Origin of the sequence: Streptomyces vastus (genome assembly GCF_039532825.1) — a bacterium.
GTDB classification, from domain to species: Bacteria; Actinomycetota; Actinomycetes; order Streptomycetales; family Streptomycetaceae; genus Streptomyces; species Streptomyces vastus.
The window spans coordinates 1-17,534 of the sequence record NZ_BAAASJ010000020.1 but is presented as its reverse complement, the minus strand read 5'-3'; the positions used below and the strand labels follow the sequence as shown (position 1 = coordinate 17,534).

At 67.9% G+C, this 17,534-nt stretch carries 18 protein-coding genes and 1 pseudogene; 10 read left to right on the top strand and 9 right to left on the bottom strand.

Translation table 11 applies throughout. The features are described from left to right. Nucleotides 1–8 precede the first annotated feature (8 nt). Together ABD357_RS08265 and ABD357_RS08260 are read left to right on the top strand one after the other, a co-directional pair. Complete coding sequence (locus ABD357_RS08265) at nt 9–689, top strand: hypothetical protein (RefSeq protein ID WP_344388654.1); 681 nt, start codon at nt 9–11, stop codon at nt 687–689. Nucleotides 690–874: 185 nt separating this feature from the next. After that, a pseudogene (locus ABD357_RS08260) lies at nt 875–994 on the top strand (type I pantothenate kinase); the annotation flags it as partial. On the opposite strand, the gene ABD357_RS08255 reads toward ABD357_RS08260, so the two are convergent. Continuing rightward, nucleotides 990–1,199: a DUF397 domain-containing protein gene (locus ABD357_RS08255; protein ID WP_344388653.1), complete on the bottom strand. Its 210-nt coding sequence runs from the start codon at nt 1,197–1,199 to the stop codon at nt 990–992. The pseudogene ABD357_RS08260 and the gene ABD357_RS08255 overlap by 5 nt on opposite strands. An 11-nt stretch (nt 1,200–1,210) precedes the next feature. Then, complete coding sequence (locus tag ABD357_RS08250; RefSeq protein ID WP_344388651.1) at nt 1,211–2,092, bottom strand: helix-turn-helix domain-containing protein; 882 nt, start codon at nt 2,090–2,092, stop codon at nt 1,211–1,213. Between the two features lie 143 nt (nt 2,093–2,235). Between ABD357_RS08250 and ABD357_RS08245 the strand changes: the two genes are divergently transcribed. After that, nucleotides 2,236–2,637: an ATP-binding protein gene (locus ABD357_RS08245; protein ID WP_344388650.1), complete on the top strand. Its 402-nt coding sequence runs from the start codon at nt 2,236–2,238 to the stop codon at nt 2,635–2,637. Between the two features lie 19 nt (nt 2,638–2,656). On the opposite strand, the gene ABD357_RS08240 is transcribed toward ABD357_RS08245, so the two are convergent. Beyond that, nucleotides 2,657–3,286, bottom strand: a complete 630-nt coding sequence (locus ABD357_RS08240; RefSeq protein ID WP_344388648.1) for a TetR/AcrR family transcriptional regulator — start codon at nt 3,284–3,286, stop codon at nt 2,657–2,659. Nucleotides 3,287–3,536: 250 nt separating this feature from the next. Between ABD357_RS08240 and ABD357_RS08235 the strand changes: the two genes are divergently transcribed. The 4 genes from ABD357_RS08235 (at nt 3,537) to ABD357_RS08220 (ending at nt 7,870) form a co-directional block, all read left to right on the top strand. Beyond that, nucleotides 3,537–4,520, top strand: coding sequence for a tetratricopeptide repeat protein (locus tag ABD357_RS08235; RefSeq protein ID WP_344388647.1), 984 nt, complete (start codon nt 3,537–3,539; stop codon nt 4,518–4,520). Between the two features lie 631 nt (nt 4,521–5,151). Beyond that, nucleotides 5,152–5,784, top strand: a complete 633-nt coding sequence (locus ABD357_RS08230; RefSeq protein ID WP_344388645.1) for a DUF6230 family protein — start codon at nt 5,152–5,154, stop codon at nt 5,782–5,784. A 204-nt stretch (nt 5,785–5,988) separates the two neighbouring features. Next, nucleotides 5,989–6,525 carry a DUF6114 domain-containing protein gene (locus ABD357_RS08225; protein WP_344388644.1) on the top strand — a complete coding sequence of 179 codons (537 nt, stop codon included), beginning with the start codon at nt 5,989–5,991 and terminating at the stop codon, nt 6,523–6,525. A 91-nt stretch (nt 6,526–6,616) separates the two neighbouring features. After that, entirely contained in the window at nt 6,617–7,870 is a 1,254-nt protein-coding gene (locus ABD357_RS08220; RefSeq protein ID WP_344388815.1) for a hypothetical protein, read from the top strand. A gap of 305 nt (nt 7,871–8,175) precedes the next feature. On the opposite strand, the gene pyk is transcribed toward ABD357_RS08220, so the two are convergent. The 3 genes from pyk to pta all read right to left on the bottom strand — a co-directional run bounded on the left by pyk (nt 8,176) and on the right by pta (nt 13,030). After that, nucleotides 8,176–9,594 carry a pyruvate kinase gene (gene pyk / locus ABD357_RS08215; protein WP_344388643.1) on the bottom strand — a complete coding sequence of 473 codons (1,419 nt, stop codon included), beginning with the start codon at nt 9,592–9,594 and terminating at the stop codon, nt 8,176–8,178. Between the two features lie 107 nt (nt 9,595–9,701). Continuing rightward, nucleotides 9,702–10,910 carry an acetate kinase gene (locus tag ABD357_RS08210; RefSeq protein ID WP_344388642.1) on the bottom strand — a complete coding sequence of 403 codons (1,209 nt, stop codon included), beginning with the start codon at nt 10,908–10,910 and terminating at the stop codon, nt 9,702–9,704. Continuing rightward, entirely contained in the window at nt 10,907–13,030 is a 2,124-nt protein-coding gene (pta, locus tag ABD357_RS08205) for a phosphate acetyltransferase (RefSeq protein WP_344388641.1), read from the bottom strand. The genes ABD357_RS08210 and pta overlap by 4 nt, the downstream gene beginning before the upstream one ends. A 257-nt stretch (nt 13,031–13,287) precedes the next feature. On the opposite strand from pta, the gene ABD357_RS08200 reads away from it, so the two are divergent. Next, a complete protein-coding gene (locus tag ABD357_RS08200) occupies nt 13,288–14,313 on the top strand; it encodes an ATP-dependent 6-phosphofructokinase (protein WP_344388639.1) in 1,026 nt (341 codons plus the stop codon). A 67-nt stretch (nt 14,314–14,380) separates the two neighbouring features. Here the strand turns inward: ABD357_RS08200 and ABD357_RS08195 are convergent, their stop codons facing one another. Further along, nucleotides 14,381–15,007 (bottom strand): helix-turn-helix domain-containing protein, encoded by a 627-nt coding sequence (locus ABD357_RS08195; protein WP_344388637.1) that lies wholly within the window; start codon nt 15,005–15,007, stop codon nt 14,381–14,383. A 296-nt stretch (nt 15,008–15,303) separates the two neighbouring features. Between ABD357_RS08195 and ABD357_RS08190 the strand changes: the two genes are divergently transcribed. Next, on the top strand, nt 15,304–15,738 hold the full coding sequence (locus ABD357_RS08190) for a PPOX class F420-dependent oxidoreductase (protein ID WP_344388635.1): 435 nt from the start codon (nt 15,304–15,306) through the stop codon (nt 15,736–15,738). Nucleotides 15,739–15,760: 22 nt separating this feature from the next. Here the strand turns inward: ABD357_RS08190 and ABD357_RS08185 are convergent, their stop codons facing one another. Together ABD357_RS08185 and ABD357_RS08180 are read right to left on the bottom strand one after the other, a co-directional pair. Beyond that, nucleotides 15,761–15,952, bottom strand: coding sequence for a hypothetical protein (locus tag ABD357_RS08185; protein ID WP_344388634.1), 192 nt, complete (start codon nt 15,950–15,952; stop codon nt 15,761–15,763). Between the two features lie 8 nt (nt 15,953–15,960). Beyond that, on the bottom strand, nt 15,961–16,812 hold the full coding sequence (locus ABD357_RS08180; protein WP_344388632.1) for a helix-turn-helix domain-containing protein: 852 nt from the start codon (nt 16,810–16,812) through the stop codon (nt 15,961–15,963). Between the two features lie 277 nt (nt 16,813–17,089). Here ABD357_RS08180 and ABD357_RS08175 point away from each other — a divergent pair. Next, a partial coding sequence (locus ABD357_RS08175) for an ATP-binding protein (RefSeq protein ID WP_344388630.1) occupies nt 17,090–17,534 on the top strand: 445 nt, incomplete at its 3' end.

Here is a 17,534-nt window from a genome sequence, read left to right as displayed (position 1 = left end):
AATCGCACATGGATACCCATCGGAAAGACCTGTACCCGGACGTGACCGCTGCGGGCGGCCTTGTATCGGCGATGAAAGAGGCCGCGAAGCTGCGCGGAGGCGAAATCTGGCCAGCGCCCTCGACCACCGACGCCATCATTATCGATACGGCAAGGGGTCTCGTGTCGGTCGTTCCCGCGACCGAGGAGCGTCTGTTCCGGGTGCGTGTCCTCATTCCCGGGTTCACCTGGGAGAGTCCAGGGTTCTCCTGGGAGATCGGCTCGACTGACGATCTTGGATTGCTCGTGGAGGCGGTCGCCGCCTGGCGGGAAGGTATGCCGCTCGACGAGTTGGCGGCGAGATTCGAGTTCCTGGAGCTCGATGAATTCGCCAGGGCACTCGAAAGGGGAGAGCCCACCTCTTTGCAGTGGTCCGATCTCCTGTCGTCCGACTTCCACCGGAGACAATGGAACCTTCTGCGTCGCCTCCATGCGGATGAGGTACTGCGGAATATGTTCCCAACGATCACGCACGGTGCCGTCCGCCTGTGTGTGGATCTGTTCGACGGAGCGAGCCGTCAGGTCCTGGTTCATGACCTGGACGGAGAGCGTTATGAGGTCATTCGCCCCGGGGTGCCCGGGGCCGACTGGGTCGAGGTGCCGACCGGTGATCTGATCACCTACCTTCGAGCTGCCTTGAACCAACAGTGATCTCGACAGACCGATGAAGTCGAAACCCCGCCAGGTAATCATCCCTGGCGGGGTTTCTTCGTGTCACCCTCGCCTTCGGCCTGCACGAGGCGGCCAGGGGTACCTCGATCGACCGATGGGCCACGATTTCAGGGCCTTGGGCAACTACCTGGCCGAGTGGCGCGGCAAGTCTCCGTCGGCAACGGTCGTACGACCGCAGCGCGTTCATCCGTTTCGTCGCGGGCATCAAGGCGGGCAAGGACGAGGTGACCGCCCCCGTCTCCTCTTACCTGATCTACAACATCGTCCCCGGTCAGAAGCTCACCGGCGTACCCGGCCGGAGTCGGCGGGTCCACCGGACTTGAGGTTCCGTATGAGGCGGTCGAGGAGGGCGCGGGTGGTGGTGATGACCTCGTCGGGAGTGTCGCTTTCGCGTAGGCGGACGGTGCCGTCGGGGGCGGCGGCGAGGTAGAGGCAGCTGTTGCTCTCGTCACCACTGAACGAGGACTTCTGCCAGATGAGTTGGCGCACTGCGGGCCTCTCTACAGGTCGTACAGGAGATGTTGGATCAGCATCAGAGAGCCTGGTGCCGCCGACGTCTCGGGCGCGGCTGAGGGGGTGATTGGAGGAAGTGCGGATTCCTTCAACTGGTCGAAGAGCACACGGTATTGGGACAGGTGGTCCTGCGTGTCACGGTAGATCGGCTCGTTCGGATGTTCCAGTACGACCGTGGCCAGTTCCTCGACTCGCGGTTGCACGTACAGGAACGGGCTGGTGACACCCGGGAAGGTGCGAGCGCGGAACGGAAAGATCTGGATCGTCACATTCGGCAGTCTCGCCAGTTCGATGAGGTGTAGCAGTTGTCCGTGAGTGACGCTGGGGCTGCTGTAGTGCATGCGCAAGGCGGCCTCGTGAATCACCGCGTGCACGGCAGGGGCGTTCTCACCTGTGACAAGCCTCTGGCGTGCCAGCCTGAAGGCGATGGCGTCTTCGGTGGTGGCGTGTTTGGGCCGCATGTCCCCGAACAGCGCCCGGATGTACTCCTCGGTCTGGAACAAACCGGGGACGAGCAGCGGGTCGTACAAGCAGAGGCCGACTGCGCCGGCCTCCAGTTCCGCGAGGTTGAGCGCGTACTGGGTGACTCTGCCCTGGTAGGCGCTCCACCAGCCCTTGCCGCTGGACTCGGACATGGTGACCAAGGCTTCAAGGTATGGGGCAGAAATGTCCCCGTAGTACTCGCACAGCTTGCGCATCCGATCGGTGGCGATGGCTGTTCGGCCAGCCTCGATCTTGCTCAGGAAGGGTGCCTTCATGCCTGCCGCCGCAGCGGCATCGTTCGTGGTGATGCCGCGGTCCTCGCGCATCTTGCGTAGCTCGGCCGCAACGCGCCGTTGCCGTTCGCTGATCCTGGTCCGTAGCGCCAAGGTTGCGTTCCTCTCCGGAAGTTGACCGTCACCCGTTCGGGGGAGTAGGTGGAAAAACTGGCCCATCATGTCTACCGTCAGTATCGCAATCAACACAGGCTGTGTGCATCCGAGTTGCGCATCTTCCCTAGGACGGAGGCCTCATGAACAACGAGGACGACTGGGAGTACAGCATCAACCTCCCGCACAACCCCCTCGCCGTCGGTGTCGCGCGCGGCGCCCTGCGGCTGATCCTCCGTGCGCACGGACTGGGTGAACTTCTGGTGACGGCCGAGCTGTTGGCCTCCGAGCTGGTCACCAACGCGCATGTGCACGCCCCCGGACCGTCCTGCCTGCGCGTGAAGCGCTCGGAGAAGTGGCTGCGACTCTCGGTGTGGGACACCAGTAGTGAGCCGCCCAGGCTTCCACGTCCGTGTGGCGTGGACCGTGAAGAGGGGCGCGGGATGGGGATCGTGGAAGAGCTGGCCGACCGATGGGGGCATTACTCCCTTGGGGCGCCTGTCCTGCGAGGAAAGCTGGTCTGGTGCGAGCTGGGTGGTGGGTGACCGTGGATGAGCACGTGCGTCAGGCCGTTGCCGACGCGGTCAGGCCCTTCAGCAGGAGCATGGTGAAGCTCTGGGCCCAGTCCGTGTCGACGGGCTCTGCACTCACCAGGGCCCGGTGCACCACCGCGCCCGCGATCACGTCGTAGATGAGGTCCGCGGTGCGAGCCGCGGCTTCGGGGTCGTTCTCTTCCGGCAGCTCCCCGCGCTGCTGGGCGCGTGCGCGTCCCTCCAGGACGAGGAGTTTCTGTCGCTCGACGATCGACGACCGGATGCGGTCGCGCAGTGCGTCGTCGCGGATCGACTCCGCGACCACCGCCATCAGGCCGCTCTTCGCCTCGGGGCGGGCCAGGATTGCCGCGAACTGGAGGACTACGCCCTCGATGTCGGCGGCAAGGCTGCCGCGGTCGGGGATTTCCAGTTCGTCGAAGAGGGCCGCCACCGCATCCACGACCAGTTCGTTCTTGCCCGCCCAGCGGCGGTAGAGGGTCGTCTTGGCGACGCCCGCGCGCGTCGCCACATCGCCGAGCGTCAGCTTGGACCAGCCCAGTTCGACCAGCGCCGCCCGCGTCGCCGCCAGGATCGCCACGTCCGCGGTGACGCTGCGGGGGCGGCCTCCTGTGGCGCGTGGGGCGGAAGTGCGGCTCTGCATCCGTTGACCATAGCGGGCGGTTCCTGTGACTCGGTGAGGGGAAGCAAGGTGAGGGAGATCACCGGGACGTGGTTCCGCGAGGGTTCGCGCTCCAGTTACGCTACGGCTCGTAGCGAAAGCCTGCGTACGAGCGACGACCACAGCGACGACCACGCGGCGCCGGGTGGGGACCCGGCGTCGGACGCCACGCGGCAGGCCCGGCTTTCACCGTGCTTTTCCGGTACGTACGCGAAGGGGGGAAGATGAACTCATGCAGCCACGGAACATGTCCATGAGCGGAGTCGTCGACCTCGCCGCGGTGAAGGCGGCCCAGGAGGCCAAGGCGAAGGCGGAGCAGGCGCGCGCCGAAGCGGCGAAGCAGGGCGGGGGAGGTGCTGTCTCCACCGCCAGCCTTGTCATTGACGTAGACGAGGCGGGGTTTGAGCGTGATGTCCTGCAGCGCTCCACCGAGGTGCCGGTCGTCATCGACTTCTGGGCCGAGTGGTGCGAGCCGTGCAAGCAGCTGAGCCCGCTCCTGGAGCGGCTCGCCGCCGAGTACAACGGCCGCTTCGTCCTCGCCAAGATCGACGTCGACGCCAATCAGATGCTGATGCAGCAGTTCGGGATCCAGGGGATCCCGGCCGTCTTCGCGGTGGTGGCCGGCCAGGCCCTGCCGCTCTTCCAGGGCGCCGCCCCCGAGTCGCAGATCCGGGGCACCCTGGACCAGCTCATCCAGGTCGCCGAGCAGCGCTTCGGTCTGACCGGCCTCACGGTCGACTCGGACGCCGAGGCCGGGCCCGGCCCCGAGGCCGAGGCGGCTCCCGCGGTGCCGGCCGGTCCGTACGACGCGCTGCTCGAGGCCGCCGTACAGGCTCTTGACGCGGGGGACTTGGGCGGTGCGGTGCAGGCGTACAAGAACGTGCTGAGTGACGACCCGGGCAATACGGAGGCCAAACTCGGCCTTGCCCAGGCCGAGTTGCTCCAGCGCGTGCAGAACGCCGATGCGCAGCAGGTACGCAAGGATGCCGCCGAGAAGCCGGGCGACGTACGGGCTCAAATTGCCGCCGCGGACCTGGATCTGGTGGGTGGTCATGTCGAGGACGCGTTCGGACGGCTCGTCGACACCGTGGCGCGTACAGCCGGTGACGACCGGGATGCCGCGCGTATGCGGCTGTTGGAGCTGTTCGAGGTGGTCGGCAGTGACGATCCGCGAGTGACCGCTGCACGCAGAGCACTGGCCCGCGCCCTGTTCTGACCGGTGCCTAAACCACCCGGGTAACCACTGTGACGCCTGTTGCCTGAGTGAGAGATTTGTCGACTGAGCGACCCTGCGGCCGTGCTTTACCAAATCTTGGTAAACGCGGCCGCTGTTACTTGGAGTAAGAGGCGGGCGTTGATCTGTCGGATTCCGTCCAAAGATCAATGGTTTTGTTACTCACCCCGGAGGCACCCTGCGTCGTCGGTCGATACCGGCGGGTCGTTGTTCGGTTATCCGGCCGTTACTAGCCAGTAACGAACCCCCTTGCGGCAGCGGCGCGAATGCACCACGATCGTCGACGCTCGGTCCATTCCCGCACCCCGACAGCCAATCGGGTGAACGGGTTTCCTGGGTCCCCACCGAGTAGGAGCGGCGGCAGTGGCGCCACTCCTTGGACAGGGGGGTCTTTGCTTTCGAGCAGAGCCTGTCCGGCAGGTTGTGCGTGAAGTGTTCAGGCGCGACCAGTGGTTGTCGCTCGGGGGTGATCGCTTGTGTTGGGGCGCCCTTCGCGCCTCTGAGTACGGGCGCTCTCCTTCCCGAGGACGTAGCACTTCTCCCATCCCTGCCCGACTGAGCCGCCGACCGGGGGCCGTCAGGGCCGGAGATGTACGTCCGAGAAGGAGGAAATATGGAGTCCCAGGTGCGTGGCGGGACCAGATGGAAGCGGTTCGCTGTGGTCATGGTGCCCAGCGTGGCCGCGACGGCCGCGATAGGCATGGCCCTGGCCAACAGCGCTCTCGCCGCGTCGTTCAGCGTGTCGGGCCAGTCGTTCAAGGTGACGACCAAAGAGCTCAAGGGCACGGGCTTTTCGCAGTACGGCGCCATCGACTCGGGGTACACCCTCGATGGCAAGAAGACGTCGCACCCCGTCGCGGTCTCGGCGTTCAAGCAGGCGACGATCAAGGAGCTGTGCCAGTCCGTCGTCACGCCGAACATCCCGGTGCTCGGCAATGTCAGCCTCATCCTCAAGGCCGGTGGCGGTAAGACGCCGGTCGAGGCGGAGAACCTGTACATCGACGTCGCCGACCTGAAGGCCGATGCCGAGTTCCGCAACATCGACATCGGTGTGGCCGCCGGAGACGCCAACAAGGGTCCCGGCATTGCCAAGGGCGACAAGGCGAACCCGTTCGGATTCGCTCAGCAGGCCGACTCGGTCCTGCTGAAGGACGTGGAGCAGACGGCGTGGGCGACCACTGCCGGAACCTTCAAGCTGAGCGGGCTGACGATGAAGCTGTCCGCGGGCGTCAAGGAGTGCTACTAGGCGCTCCGTGACGGGTGGGGGGAGTTCCGCTTCCCCGCCCGTCACACCTCCTTCTCGTCTTTGAAGTCCGTCTGCAGGTCTGTCGGATGTCGTCATTCATGTCCGTCCGGCGTCACCCGGTCCGTACACTCGCCACCCCCCCCACACCACGCACGCCCCAGCTTTCATCTCTCACAGCAACGCCGTTCCAGGGAGCTGTTTTCCATGAGCGCCGACACTCCAGCCACGCGCAGCCAGTTCACCGATAGGCGGCTGCGGTTCCGCGCCTGGAGGGGCAGCCGGCCGTTCTGGGCCGGGCTGTTCATCCTGCTCGGCGGGATCCCGATCATGTATTTCCCGTACGCGAATCTCCAGATCGGTCACCTGACCCTGGCGATGGCCACCACAGCGGGTGCGGGTTCCCTGATCATCGGCGTGCTGCTGATCGTGCTCGGGATCAGCCTGTGGTTCCAGAAGCATGTACGCGTCTTCGCCGGTGTGGCAGCGATCCTGCTGGCGCTGGTGTCCATCCCGGTGTCCAACCTCGGCGGGTTCCTCATCGGCTTCCTGCTGGCGCTGTTCGGCGGCGCCATGGCGGTGTCCTGGGCACCCGGCGAGGAGCCTGCGGCGAAGTCGGTCAAGGCGGACCGTACGGACGAAGGAGGCGCCCCCGAAGCCATGGCGGCGGGCGGGGCGAGCGAGCCGAACGATCTGTCAGGAACGAGCCCGAGCAACGGGGCGAACGGGAGGCACAGTGCCTGAGGAGGTCCACCGCGTGGACTCGGGAGAGCCCCGGGCGAGAACCGGGCCGCGGCATGCAGCTCCCAAGAAGCCCTTGTTGACGAGGCTGCAGATGCCCGCGGGCAAGGCGGTAGCCATCGCCTCGATGCCGACCGCGATTCTCATGGGCATGGGCCTCACGCCGACGCTCGCCCGGGCCGACGACAAGCCGTCGGCGAAGAACCTGACGATCGACGAGTACAAGGAGTGCGTCGACGCGCTGGAGGAGGAGACCGAGGAGGGCAAGGACGCGTCGCCCTCGCCCTCCGCCTCGACGAGCGGCCCCGCGTCCGACGACAAGGAGGAGCAGGGCTCCTCGGGTGAGGACGCTTCGGGCGACAGCTCCGCGGACGACGGCTCGTCGGACGACGGCTCTTCGTCGGATTCAGGTTCCGACGACAGGCCCGAGCCGGCGCCGTCCCCCTCGGAGCCCGAGGCGCCCGCCGAGGAGGCCGAGCCGACCCCGTCGCCGTCCCCCTCGGAGTCCGAGTCGGAGAACCCGCTCGACCCGCTGGGCCTCGGCAAGGCGCTGGAGGACCTCTTCACGCCCGACGACAAGGAGACGGCGGAAGAGGAGGCGGCTGCCAGCCCGTCGCCCACCCCCTCCCCGTCGGCGAACGAGGACGAGGCCGACACGGCCGAGGACGCTGCCGGGGACGCCGCGGACAAGGCGACCGACACGGTCGAGGACGTCGCCAAGGACGTCACGGGCACGGCGGACGACGCGGCCGAGAAGGCCGAGGAGACCACCGAGGACACCGCGGAGAAGGCGGAGGAGGCAGCCGACGAGGCCACCGCGTCCCCGTCCCCCAGCCCGTCCGAGAGCTCCGCCACGGACCCGGAGAACTGCCCGGCCGCCACGGAGGACGAGGGCGGTCTCGAGCAGGGCATCCCGGCCCTGGCCGACGACCCCTGGCAGCTGGAGGCCAGCTCGCTGCTGCTCAAGGGCGCCGACTACCAAGGCATCGTCAAGGTGAAGACCGCCAACGGCACGGTCAAGGAGGTCCTGAAGTACGTGATCTCCGACGGTACCGACATCGGTGATCTGCACCAGACCGTCGACGACAAGGATGCCGGGGCGAAGCACCACGTGCAGGCGGCCAAGGGCTCGACGTCCACCATCCGTGACGGCAAGACGGTCATGTACACGGAGAGCATCTCCGGCAACCTGCTCGGTCTGATCCCGGTCACGTTCGACCCGAAGCACCCGCCGCCGCTGAACATCCCGCTGATCTACTTCACCAAGGTGAAGGTCGTGCAGGCCGCCCAGTTCGGCGGAACACTGACCGTCCCCGGCCTGCAGCAGTACAGCACGCCGCTCGGGTAGTCCCACGGGGCGCTCCGCTGGAGGTGCAGTCTGGAAGCTGCGGGCCGCCTGGGGCTGGTCGCTTCCCCACTCTCGGCTTCTCCCCCCGCTCGGCTTCTCCCCCACTCTCGGCTTCGCTCGAGCGGGGGGACCCCCATGAGCGGGGGGACCCCGATCGCGGCGGAGCCGCATATGTCACGGCCCCGCGCCCCTTACGGGGCGCTCCGGGAGCCGCACACACACTGAGGGCGCCCCCTGCGCGGCGGGGGGCGCCCTCAGTGGCGTACACGCATCGGATACGAGTCCGTAAGCGTGACCGGAGCGGATCAGCTGCCCAGGTGGTGCACTCGCACCATGTTCGTGGTGCCGGCCACGCCGGGAGGCGAACCGGCTGTGATGATCACCGTGTCGCCGTCGTTGAACTGACCCAGCCTGACCATCTCCTGGTCGACCAGGTCGACCATCGCGTCCGTGCTGTTCACGAACGGTACGACGTGGGGCTCGACGCCCCAGCTCAGCGTGAGCTGGTTGCGGGTGGACTCGTCCGTGGTGAACGCCAGGATCGGCTGGACCGCGCGATAGCGGCACAGTCGGCGGGCGGTGTCGCCGGACTGGGTGAAGGCCACCAGGCCCTTGCCGCCCAGGAAGTCCGCGATCTCACACGCGGCACGGGCCACCGAACCGCCTTGCGTACGCGGCTTCTTGCCCGGTACGAGCGGCTGCAGGCCCTTGGAGAGCAGTTCCTGCTCGGCGGCCTGGACGATCTTCGACATCGTCTTCACGGTCTCGATCGGGAAGGCGCCCACACTCGACTCGGCGGACAGCATGACCGCGTCCGCGCCGTCCAGGATCGCGTTGGCCACGTCGGAGGCCTCGGCGCGGGTGGGACGGGAGTTGGTGATCATCGACTCCATCATCTGGGTCGCGACGATCACCGGCTTGGCATTGCGGCGGCACAGCTCCACGAGGCGCTTCTGCACCATCGGGACCTTCTCGAGCGGGTACTCGACGGCCAGGTCGCCGCGGGCGACCATGACGCCGTCGAAGGCCGCCACGACGGCCTCCATGTTCTCCACCGCCTGCGGCTTCTCCACCTTGGCGATGACGGGGACCCGGCGGCCCTCCTCGTCCATGATCTTGTGTACGTCGTTCACGTCGTCGGCGTCGCGCACGAAGGACAGCGCCACCAGGTCGCAGCCCATGCGCAGCGCGAAGCGCAGATCCTCGACGTCCTTCTCGGACAGCGCGGGCACGTTCACGGCCGTGCCGGGCAGGTTGATGCCCTTGTGGTCCGAGATCACGCCGCCCTCGATGACGACCGTACGGACCCGGGGGCCCTCGACCTCGACGACCTTCAGCTCGACGTTGCCGTCATTGATCAGGACTTGGTGGCCCTTGGCGACGTCGCCCGGCAGACCCTTGTAGGTCGTGCCGCAGAGCGACTTGTCGCCCGGTACGTCCTCGGTGGTGATGGTGAACTCGTCACCGCGCTCCAGCTCGACAGGCCCCTCGGCGAAGGTCTCCAGCCGGATCTTCGGGCCCTGGAGGTCGGCCAGCACGCCGATCGCGCGGCCCGTCTCCTCGGCGGCGGCCCGGACACGGTCGTACCGCCCCTGGTGCTCGGCGTGCGAGCCGTGGCTGAAGTTGAAGCGGGCCACGTTCATACCGGCCTCGATGAGCGACACAAGCTGCTCATGGGAGTCGACGGCTGGGCCCAGAGTGCAGACGATTTTGGAACGGCGCATGGGGGGATCCTAACGGTTTGTTTCACTGCGGAATATTCCGTCTGGTGGAAGATACAAAGGGGCGGAATGCCGCTCAGTTGAGGGCTTCAGAACCGCCCACGGGAGCCTCAGAGGCTGCCCACAAGTGCGTACGTCTGGGTGGCGATCTCCAGTTCCTCGTCGGTCGGTACGACGGCCACCGCGACTCTCGCCCCCTCCGGCGAGACCAGCCGCGGCTCCTCGGACCGTACGGAGTTGCGCTCGGCGTCGACCGCCAGGCCCAGCCCCTCCAGGCCCGCGACCGCAGCTTCGCGCACCGGGGCCGCGTTCTCACCGACCCCCGCCGTGAAGGCGATCGCGTCCACCCGGCCGAGCACCGCGTAATAGGCGCCGATGTATTTCCGCAGGCGGTGGATATAGATGTCGAAGGCGAGCCGCGCCCGCTCGTCCCCTTCGTCGACGCGGCGACGAATCTCCCGCATGTCGTTGTCGCCGCACAGGCCGATCAGGCCGCTCTTCTTGTTCAGCAAAGTGTCGATCTCGTCCATGGACATTCCGCCAACACGCGCCAAATGAAAGATGACCGCCGGATCCAGGTCTCCGGACCGCGTACCCATCACCAGCCCCTCCAAAGGCGTCAGCCCCATGGATGTGTCCACGCACCTGCCCGCCCGGACAGCCGAGGCCGAGGCTCCGTTGCCCAGGTGCAGCACGATGACGTTCACCTCCTCGGGCGCCCTGCCGAGCAGCTTCGCGGTCGCGCGCGAGACATACGCGTGCGAGGTGCCGTGGAAGCCGTAGCGGCGGATGCGGTGCTCGTCGGCGGTCTCGACGTCGATCGCGTAGCGGGCCGCGGACTCCGGCATCGTCGTGTGGAACGCCGTGTCGAAGACGGCCACCTGCGGGAGGTCCGGGCGCAGCGCCTGTGCCGTACGAATGCCCGTCAGGTTGGCCGGGTTGTGCAGCGGCGCCACCGGGATCAGCCGCTCGATCTCCGCGAGGACCCGCTCGTCGATGACCGTCGGCTCGGTGAACTGCCTGCCGCCGTGCACGACCCGGTGACCGATCGCCGCCAACTCGGGGGAGTCCAGGCCGAGTCCGTCCTTGCCCAGCTCCTCGGCGACGGCCTTCAGGGCGGCCTCGTGGTCGGCGATCGGGCCGGTCTGTTCGCGTGCCTGGCCGCCGTTGGCCGGCGGAGTGTGCTTCAGGCGGGATGTCTCCTCGCCGATGCGTTCGACGAGGCCCACCGCGAGGCGGCTGCTGTCGCGCATGTCGAGCAGCTGGTACTTCACCGACGAGGAGCCGGAGTTGAGGACGAGGACGCGGGTGCCGGTCACAGGGCGGAAACCTTCGGGGTCGGAGCCGGGGGCGTGGGCGATGGGCTGGGAGTCTGGGCCTGGGCCTGGATCGCCGTGATGGCGACGGTGTTCACGATGTCCCCGACGAGCGCGCCGCGGGACAGGTCGTTGACCGGCTTGCGCAGGCCCTGCAGAACCGGGCCGACGGCGATCGCGCCGGCCGAACGCTGTACGGCCTTGTACGTGTTGTTGCCGGTGTTGAGGTCCGGGAAGATCAGCACGGACGCCTGACCGGCGACCTCGGACCCCGGCAGCTTGGTCGCCGCGACCGACGGCTCCACGGCGGCGTCGTACTGGATCGGGCCCTCGATCTTCAGATCGTCGCGGCTCGCGCGGACCAGCTCGGTGGCCCGGCGCACCTTGTCCACGTCCGCGCCCGAGCCGGACGTCCCGGTCGAGTACGAGAGCATCGCGATCCGCGGCTCGACACCGAACTGCCGCGCGGTGGCGGCCGACTGGACCGCGATGTCGGCCAACTGCTCGGCGTTCGGATCGGGATTGACCGCGCAGTCCCCGTACACCAGGACCTTGTCGGCCAGGCACATGAAGAAGACGGACGACACGATCGACGCATCAGGCTTGGTCTTGATGATCTCGAAGGCCGGGCGGATCGTCGCCGCCGTCGAGTGCACCGACCCCGACACCATGCCGTCGGCCAGGCCCTCCTCGACCATCAGGGTGCCGAAGTAGTTCACGTCCGAGACCACGTCGTACGCCAGCTCCACGGACACGCCCTTGTGGGCGCGCAGCGCGGCGTACTTCTCGGCGAAACGCTCGCGCAGCTCGGAGGTCGTCGGGTCGATGAGCTGTGCCTTGACGAGGTCGATGCCGAGGTCCGCGGCCTTCTTGCGGATCTGGTCCACCGGGCCGAGCAGCGTCAGCTCGCAGACACCGCGCCGCAGCAGCACCTCGGCGGCGTGCAGTACGCGCTCCTCGGTGCCCTCGGGCAGCACGACGCGACGCAGGTCCGAGCGGGCCTGCTCCAGGAGCTGGTGCTCGAACATCATCGGCGTGACGCGGTCACTGCTCGGTGCCGAGATCCGGCTGAGGAGGCCGCCGGTGTCGACGTACCGCTCGAAGAGGCCGAGGGCGGTCTCCGCCTTGCGGGGCGTCGCCGCGTTCAACTTGCCTTCCATGCCGAAGAGTTCGGCCGCCGTCGGGAAGCTGTTGCCGGCCACCGAGACGACCGGGGTGCCGGGGGCGAGCCGGGCGGCCAGCGTGAGGACGTCGTCGCCGGGGCGCTCGTCCAGGGTGAGCAGGACGCCCGCGATGGGCGGGGTGCCGGCGCTGTGCGCGGCGAGGGCGCCCACGACGAGGTCGGCGCGGTCGCCGGGGGTGACGACCAGGCAGCCGGGGGTCAGGGCGCCGAGGAAGTTCGGCAGCATCGCGCCGCCGAACACGAAGTTCAGCGCGTCGCGCGCGAGCCCCGAGTCGTCGCCGAGCAGGACCCGGCCGCCGAGTGCGTGGGTGATCTGGGCGACCGTAGGCGCGGCCAGCGCGGGCTCGTCCGGCAGTACGTAACAGGGCACCGGGAGGCGGGAGTCGAGGCCCGCGTGGATCTCCACGCGGGCCGGCGGGGCCACGCGGTTCACCACCATCGCGAGGACGTCACAGCCCAGATGGTCGTAGGCCCGGAACGCGTTGCGGGTCTCCGCCTGCACCGACTCCGCGGTCTGCTCGCGGCCGCCCACGACGGGGATGACCGAGGCACCGAACTCGTTCGCCAGCCGGGCGTTGAGGGACAGCTCGTCCGGGAACTGCGTGTCCGCGTAGTCGGTGCCCAGGACGAGGACCACGTCGTAGTCGCGCGCCACCCGGTGGAAGCGGTCCACCAGCTGCGAGACCAGCTCGTCGGTGCCCTGCTCGGCCTGGAGCGTGGACGCCTCGTGGTAGTCCATGCCGTAGACCGTCGCCGGGTCCTGTGCGAGCCGGTAGCGGGCCCGCAGCAGTTCGAAGAGGCGGTCGGGATCGTCATGGACCAGCGGGCGGAACACCCCCACCCGGTCGACCTGGCGGGTCAGGAGTTCCATCACTCCCAGCTCGACGACCTGGCGCCCGTCGCCCCGGTCGATCCCGGTCACGTACACGCTGCGCGTCACGTGTGCTCTCCGTTTCCTCACTGGTCAAAATCAGCCGCTATCGTGGGGGTCGTGCGTGCCCTCTTGACAATACCTCTGAGCATGGTTAGGGCACCCGTCCCATCGGGGCGCGAAATGGCTGTCGGGACCGGGTGGTCAAGAGGTGCTCAGACCCCCCGTGAAACAATCGGACCGGCTCACACGTACCGACAGCTCACGACAGTTCACAAGTACCGACAGCCCTTACGTACCAAGCAGCGAGCAGGAGAAACAGCACGATGCGTATCGGAGTTCTCACCGCAGGCGGCGACTGCCCGGGGCTGAACGCAGTGATCCGGTCGGTCGTGCACCGCGCCGTCGCTCACTACGGTGACGAGGTGATCGGCTTCGAGGACGGTTACGCGGGACTGCTCGACGGCCGCTACCGCACCCTCGACCTGGACGCGGTCAGCGGCATCCTCGCCCGCGGCGGCACCATCCTCGGCTCCTCCCGCCTCCAGCGCGACCGTCTGCGCGAGGCCTGCGAGGGGGCCGAGGACGAGATGCGCGAGTTCGGCATCGACGCGCTCATCCCGATCGGCGGCGAGGGCACGCTCACGGCCGCCCGGATGCTCTCGGACGTCGGCCTGCCGGTCGTCGGCGTACCGAAGACGATCGACAACGACATCTCGTCCACCGACCGCACCTTCGGCTTCGACACCGCGGTCGGCGTCGCCACCGAGGCGATGGACCGCCTCAAGACCACCGCCGAGTCGCACCAGCGCGTCATGGTCGTCGAGGTCATGGGCCGCCACGCCGGCTGGATCGCACTCGAGTCCGGCATGGCCGCCGGCGCCCACGGCATCTGCCTGCCCGAGCGGGCCTTCGACCCGGGCGACCTGGTCAAGATGGTCGAGGAGCGCTTCGCCCGCGGCAAGAAGTTCGCGGTGCTGTGCGTGGCCGAGGGCGCGCACCCCGCCGAGGGCACCATGGACTACGGCCACGGCGAGATCGACCAGTTCGGCCACGAGCGCTTCCAGGGCATCGGCACGGCACTCGCGTACGAACTGGAGCGGCGGCTCGGCAAGGAGGCCAAGCCGGTCATTCTCGGCCACGTCCAGCGCGGCGGCACCCCGACGGCGTACGACCGCGTGCTCGCCACCCGCTTCGGCTGGCATGCCGTCGAAGCCGCCCACCGGGGCGAGTTCGGGCGGATGACGGCGCTGCGGGGCACGGAGATCGAGATGGTGCCGCTCGCGGAGGCGGTCACGGAACTGAAGACGGTGCCGAAGGACCGGATGGACGAGGCGGAGTCGGTGTTCTAGGCCGGTGTTCCAGCCGGTCCTCCGGCTGCTTCATGGGTGGTTCTTATGGGTCACTGGGCCGTGGCTTTTACGGGGCGTGGCGCTGGACGGTGGACCAGAAGTGGTCGACGACCTGGTCCAGGTAGTCCCGGGCCGCGCCCGCTTCGACCGCGACTGTCCCATTGCCCCAGCTCAGGGTGGGTGCCATCTGGAGCTGGTACTCCGTGTACAGCGACTCGAGCACGTCCTCCACGAGCCGCCGGTCCAGCGGCAACAGCTTGCTGACGGGACGCACGTAAGCCTGCCAGCGCGTGGAGCACGCGTTGCGCAACAGCTCGGCGAGCTTCGGGCGGTGTCCGCGGACGGTGACGAGATCCGGCAGTGCGAGGCCGAGCACCTCGGCGAGGGCCGCGGACTGACGCTCGTTGCCGCGCCACTCGTTGTTCTCCTCCATCCGTAGGTAGACGGCGAGTTCGAGTCCGACGGCCCGTGCGACATCCTCTGCCGGTATACCGCGCGCGAGCCGGAACTCCCGCAAGGTCTCTGGCGCGCCGATGAGTTCGGCAGGCGAGCACCACAACACGCCTGCGAGCGCGACGAGTTCGGCATTGCCGGGCGCCGCGACGCCTCTCTCCCAGGCGGCGACGAGGTCGGGTGTCACATAGGGCAGTCCGTACGAGGTCCGCATCCCGTACGCGACATGTTCTGGTCCCATGCCGAGTGCGGTGCGGAGTCTGTGGGCGACAGGGGCGTTGAAGGGCGGAGTGGGCTCGGGGGGTGGCGACTGGTGCACGTGCACAAGGTAGGGGTGCGGCGCTGCGGTGACTACGGTCTGTTCGGCCAGGATTACGGATTGTCGGATTCTACCGTTTCGGATACCCGTCCGAACGCTTCCGATGCGTGTCCGAGGTGGCCGAAGATCACCTGGCGAGGGCTCGCTCCCGGCCACGAGGATGGCGCCGTACGTGCCCGCGTGAGCGGGCAGCGCGAGCGTGAAGGGGCGGCACCGGTATGAGCAGCATCGACGGCCACATTCGCGAGCGGCTCCTGGCGCCGAACTTCTGGCATCTGGCCACGGTCGGCCCGGACGGCACACCGCAGGTTTCGCCCATGTGGGCGGACATCGAGGATGAGTACGTCATGGTCAACACGTCGATCGGCCGCGTGAAGGTCGACAACCTGCGGCGCAATCCGAACGTTTCGCTGTCCCACCATGACGCCGAGAACCCCTACGACCGGGTGGAGATCCGGGGCCGGGTCGCACGTTTCGTCGAGGGCGAGACGGCTGAGCGGGCCATGGACCGGCTGGCGCAGAAGTACATCGGCGAGGACCGCTATCCGTGGCTGCTTCCCGGGGAGCAGCGGGTGATGTTGTTGATCGAGCCGACGCGGGTGCGGCATGTGGTGGGGGTGGAGAAGTTCCGTCCTGGGGTGCTGCCGGAGTGAGGGGCGAGGGGTAAGTGAGGGGCTACAGCAGGTGGTCGGCCTTTCCGGCCTTGATGTCCCGGATGAGGGTGCGGAGGGCTTCGCGGGTGTCGGTGAGGTAGTGGGCTTCTTGGCCAGCGATGGCTATGTAGGCGTTGCCGTCGGGATCGGTGCCTATGCGGAAGCAGTTGGCGCCTTCACCGCAGAAGGCGTCTTCCCAGGTGATGTCCGGCACGGGTTCTCCTAGAGGTCGTCGGCGAGGGTGCGGATGAAGTCGCGCGAGGCTTTCGAGGTGAGCGCGACGGCTTGGGTGGCGTCGAGTTGGGCCCGGTACTTGCGGAGCTGAGTCTCCGAGTCGATGAACTCCGGGCCGTGGGTGCTGTCTAGCTCCACGGTGTCGAGGCGGGGGACGGTGGACTCGGCGTAGACGACGGACTGTCCGGCACCGGGGAAGCCGCCCGCCTTGAACGGGATGACCCGTACGGTCACGGTGTCGCGCTCGGACATGCGCAGCAGGTGCTCCAGTTGCCGCCGTGCCACCGCCGGTCCGCCGAACTCCATACGGAGGGCGGCCTCGTGGAGGATCACGTCGAGGGCTGGGGGCTCCGGCCGGTCGAGCACCTGCTGCCGGTCGATCCGGTGGGCGACACGGGTCTCGACGTCGGCCGTTGGCAGGGGCGGGATCACGGCTTCGAAGACGGCTCGGGCGTGTTCCTCGGTCTGGAGCAGCCCTGGCAGGTGCACGGTGACGGCGATGCGCAGCCGCTTGGCGTGCCACTCCAGTTCGGCGATGTCCAGGAAGGCGTCCCGGAGTTGGCGCCGGTAGGCCTCCCACCATCCCTTGTCGCGCCCGGCGGCCATGGCGGCGAGGGCTTCGATGAGATCCCGGTCCGTGCAGCCGTAGTTGCTCGCGAGGGTGCGTACGCGTTCGGGGCTGATGCCGGAGCGGCCCGATTCCATGTTGGGGACGTTCGTGCGGGGGACGTTCAGCAGGCCGGCGGCGTGCTCCGTCGTCATCCCGGCCGCGAGGCGCATCCTGCGCAACTCCGCGCCGAGCCGCCGTTGGCGCTCCGTTGGTGTGCTCCTGGGCGGCATGTGCCCTCTCCTGTTCGGCCGTTGACTGGGTCAGTCTGCCGCCGGGGCGCGTGATCGGTCCACCGGGAACTTCCCTGAGTAGTAGTACACGTACTCCTCTCATGGTCTACAGTCGGTGACGAGTCGCTTACGGCCCGACATAGTCGGAAGCGCATCGCGCGAGCCTGCCCAGGTTCTCCTTCCCTGGGAGGGGTGGGCTCGCGTCAGGGAGACAAGCCACCGGTCGGGTCGAGACGTCAAGGTCCGTCAATTCACCGAGTTCTCAAGGGAGTTCCGTATGCCCGCAACAGCTGTTTCCGTCTGCCCCGTCCTCAACGACGTGTCGGTGGCAACCCCGTCACCGTCACCCGACACCCTCGCGTACAGCCTCACGCTTCCCGCCGATCTGACCAGCCCTCGCATCGCTCGGGCGACGACCAGGGCGGTCCTTCAGTTGCATCGGCTGGAGGACGTGACGGATGCGGCGGTGCAGGTGGTGGGTGAACTGGCCGCGTGTGCTTGCCGGTTCACGTCGGGGGCCGAGGTGTATCTGTCGCTGCGTTGTCGGGAGGAGGCGTTGCGGGTGATCTTCTACGACGGGCATCCACGGCATACGCATCCTCGGCTGGCGGCGGCTTGTGATGCGCGGAGGCGGGCGGCGTTGCGGGTGTTGGGGTGCGTGGTGCGGGCTTGTGAGGGGGAGTGGGGGTTCGGGGAGGCTCGGGAGCCTGGGGGTGGGACTC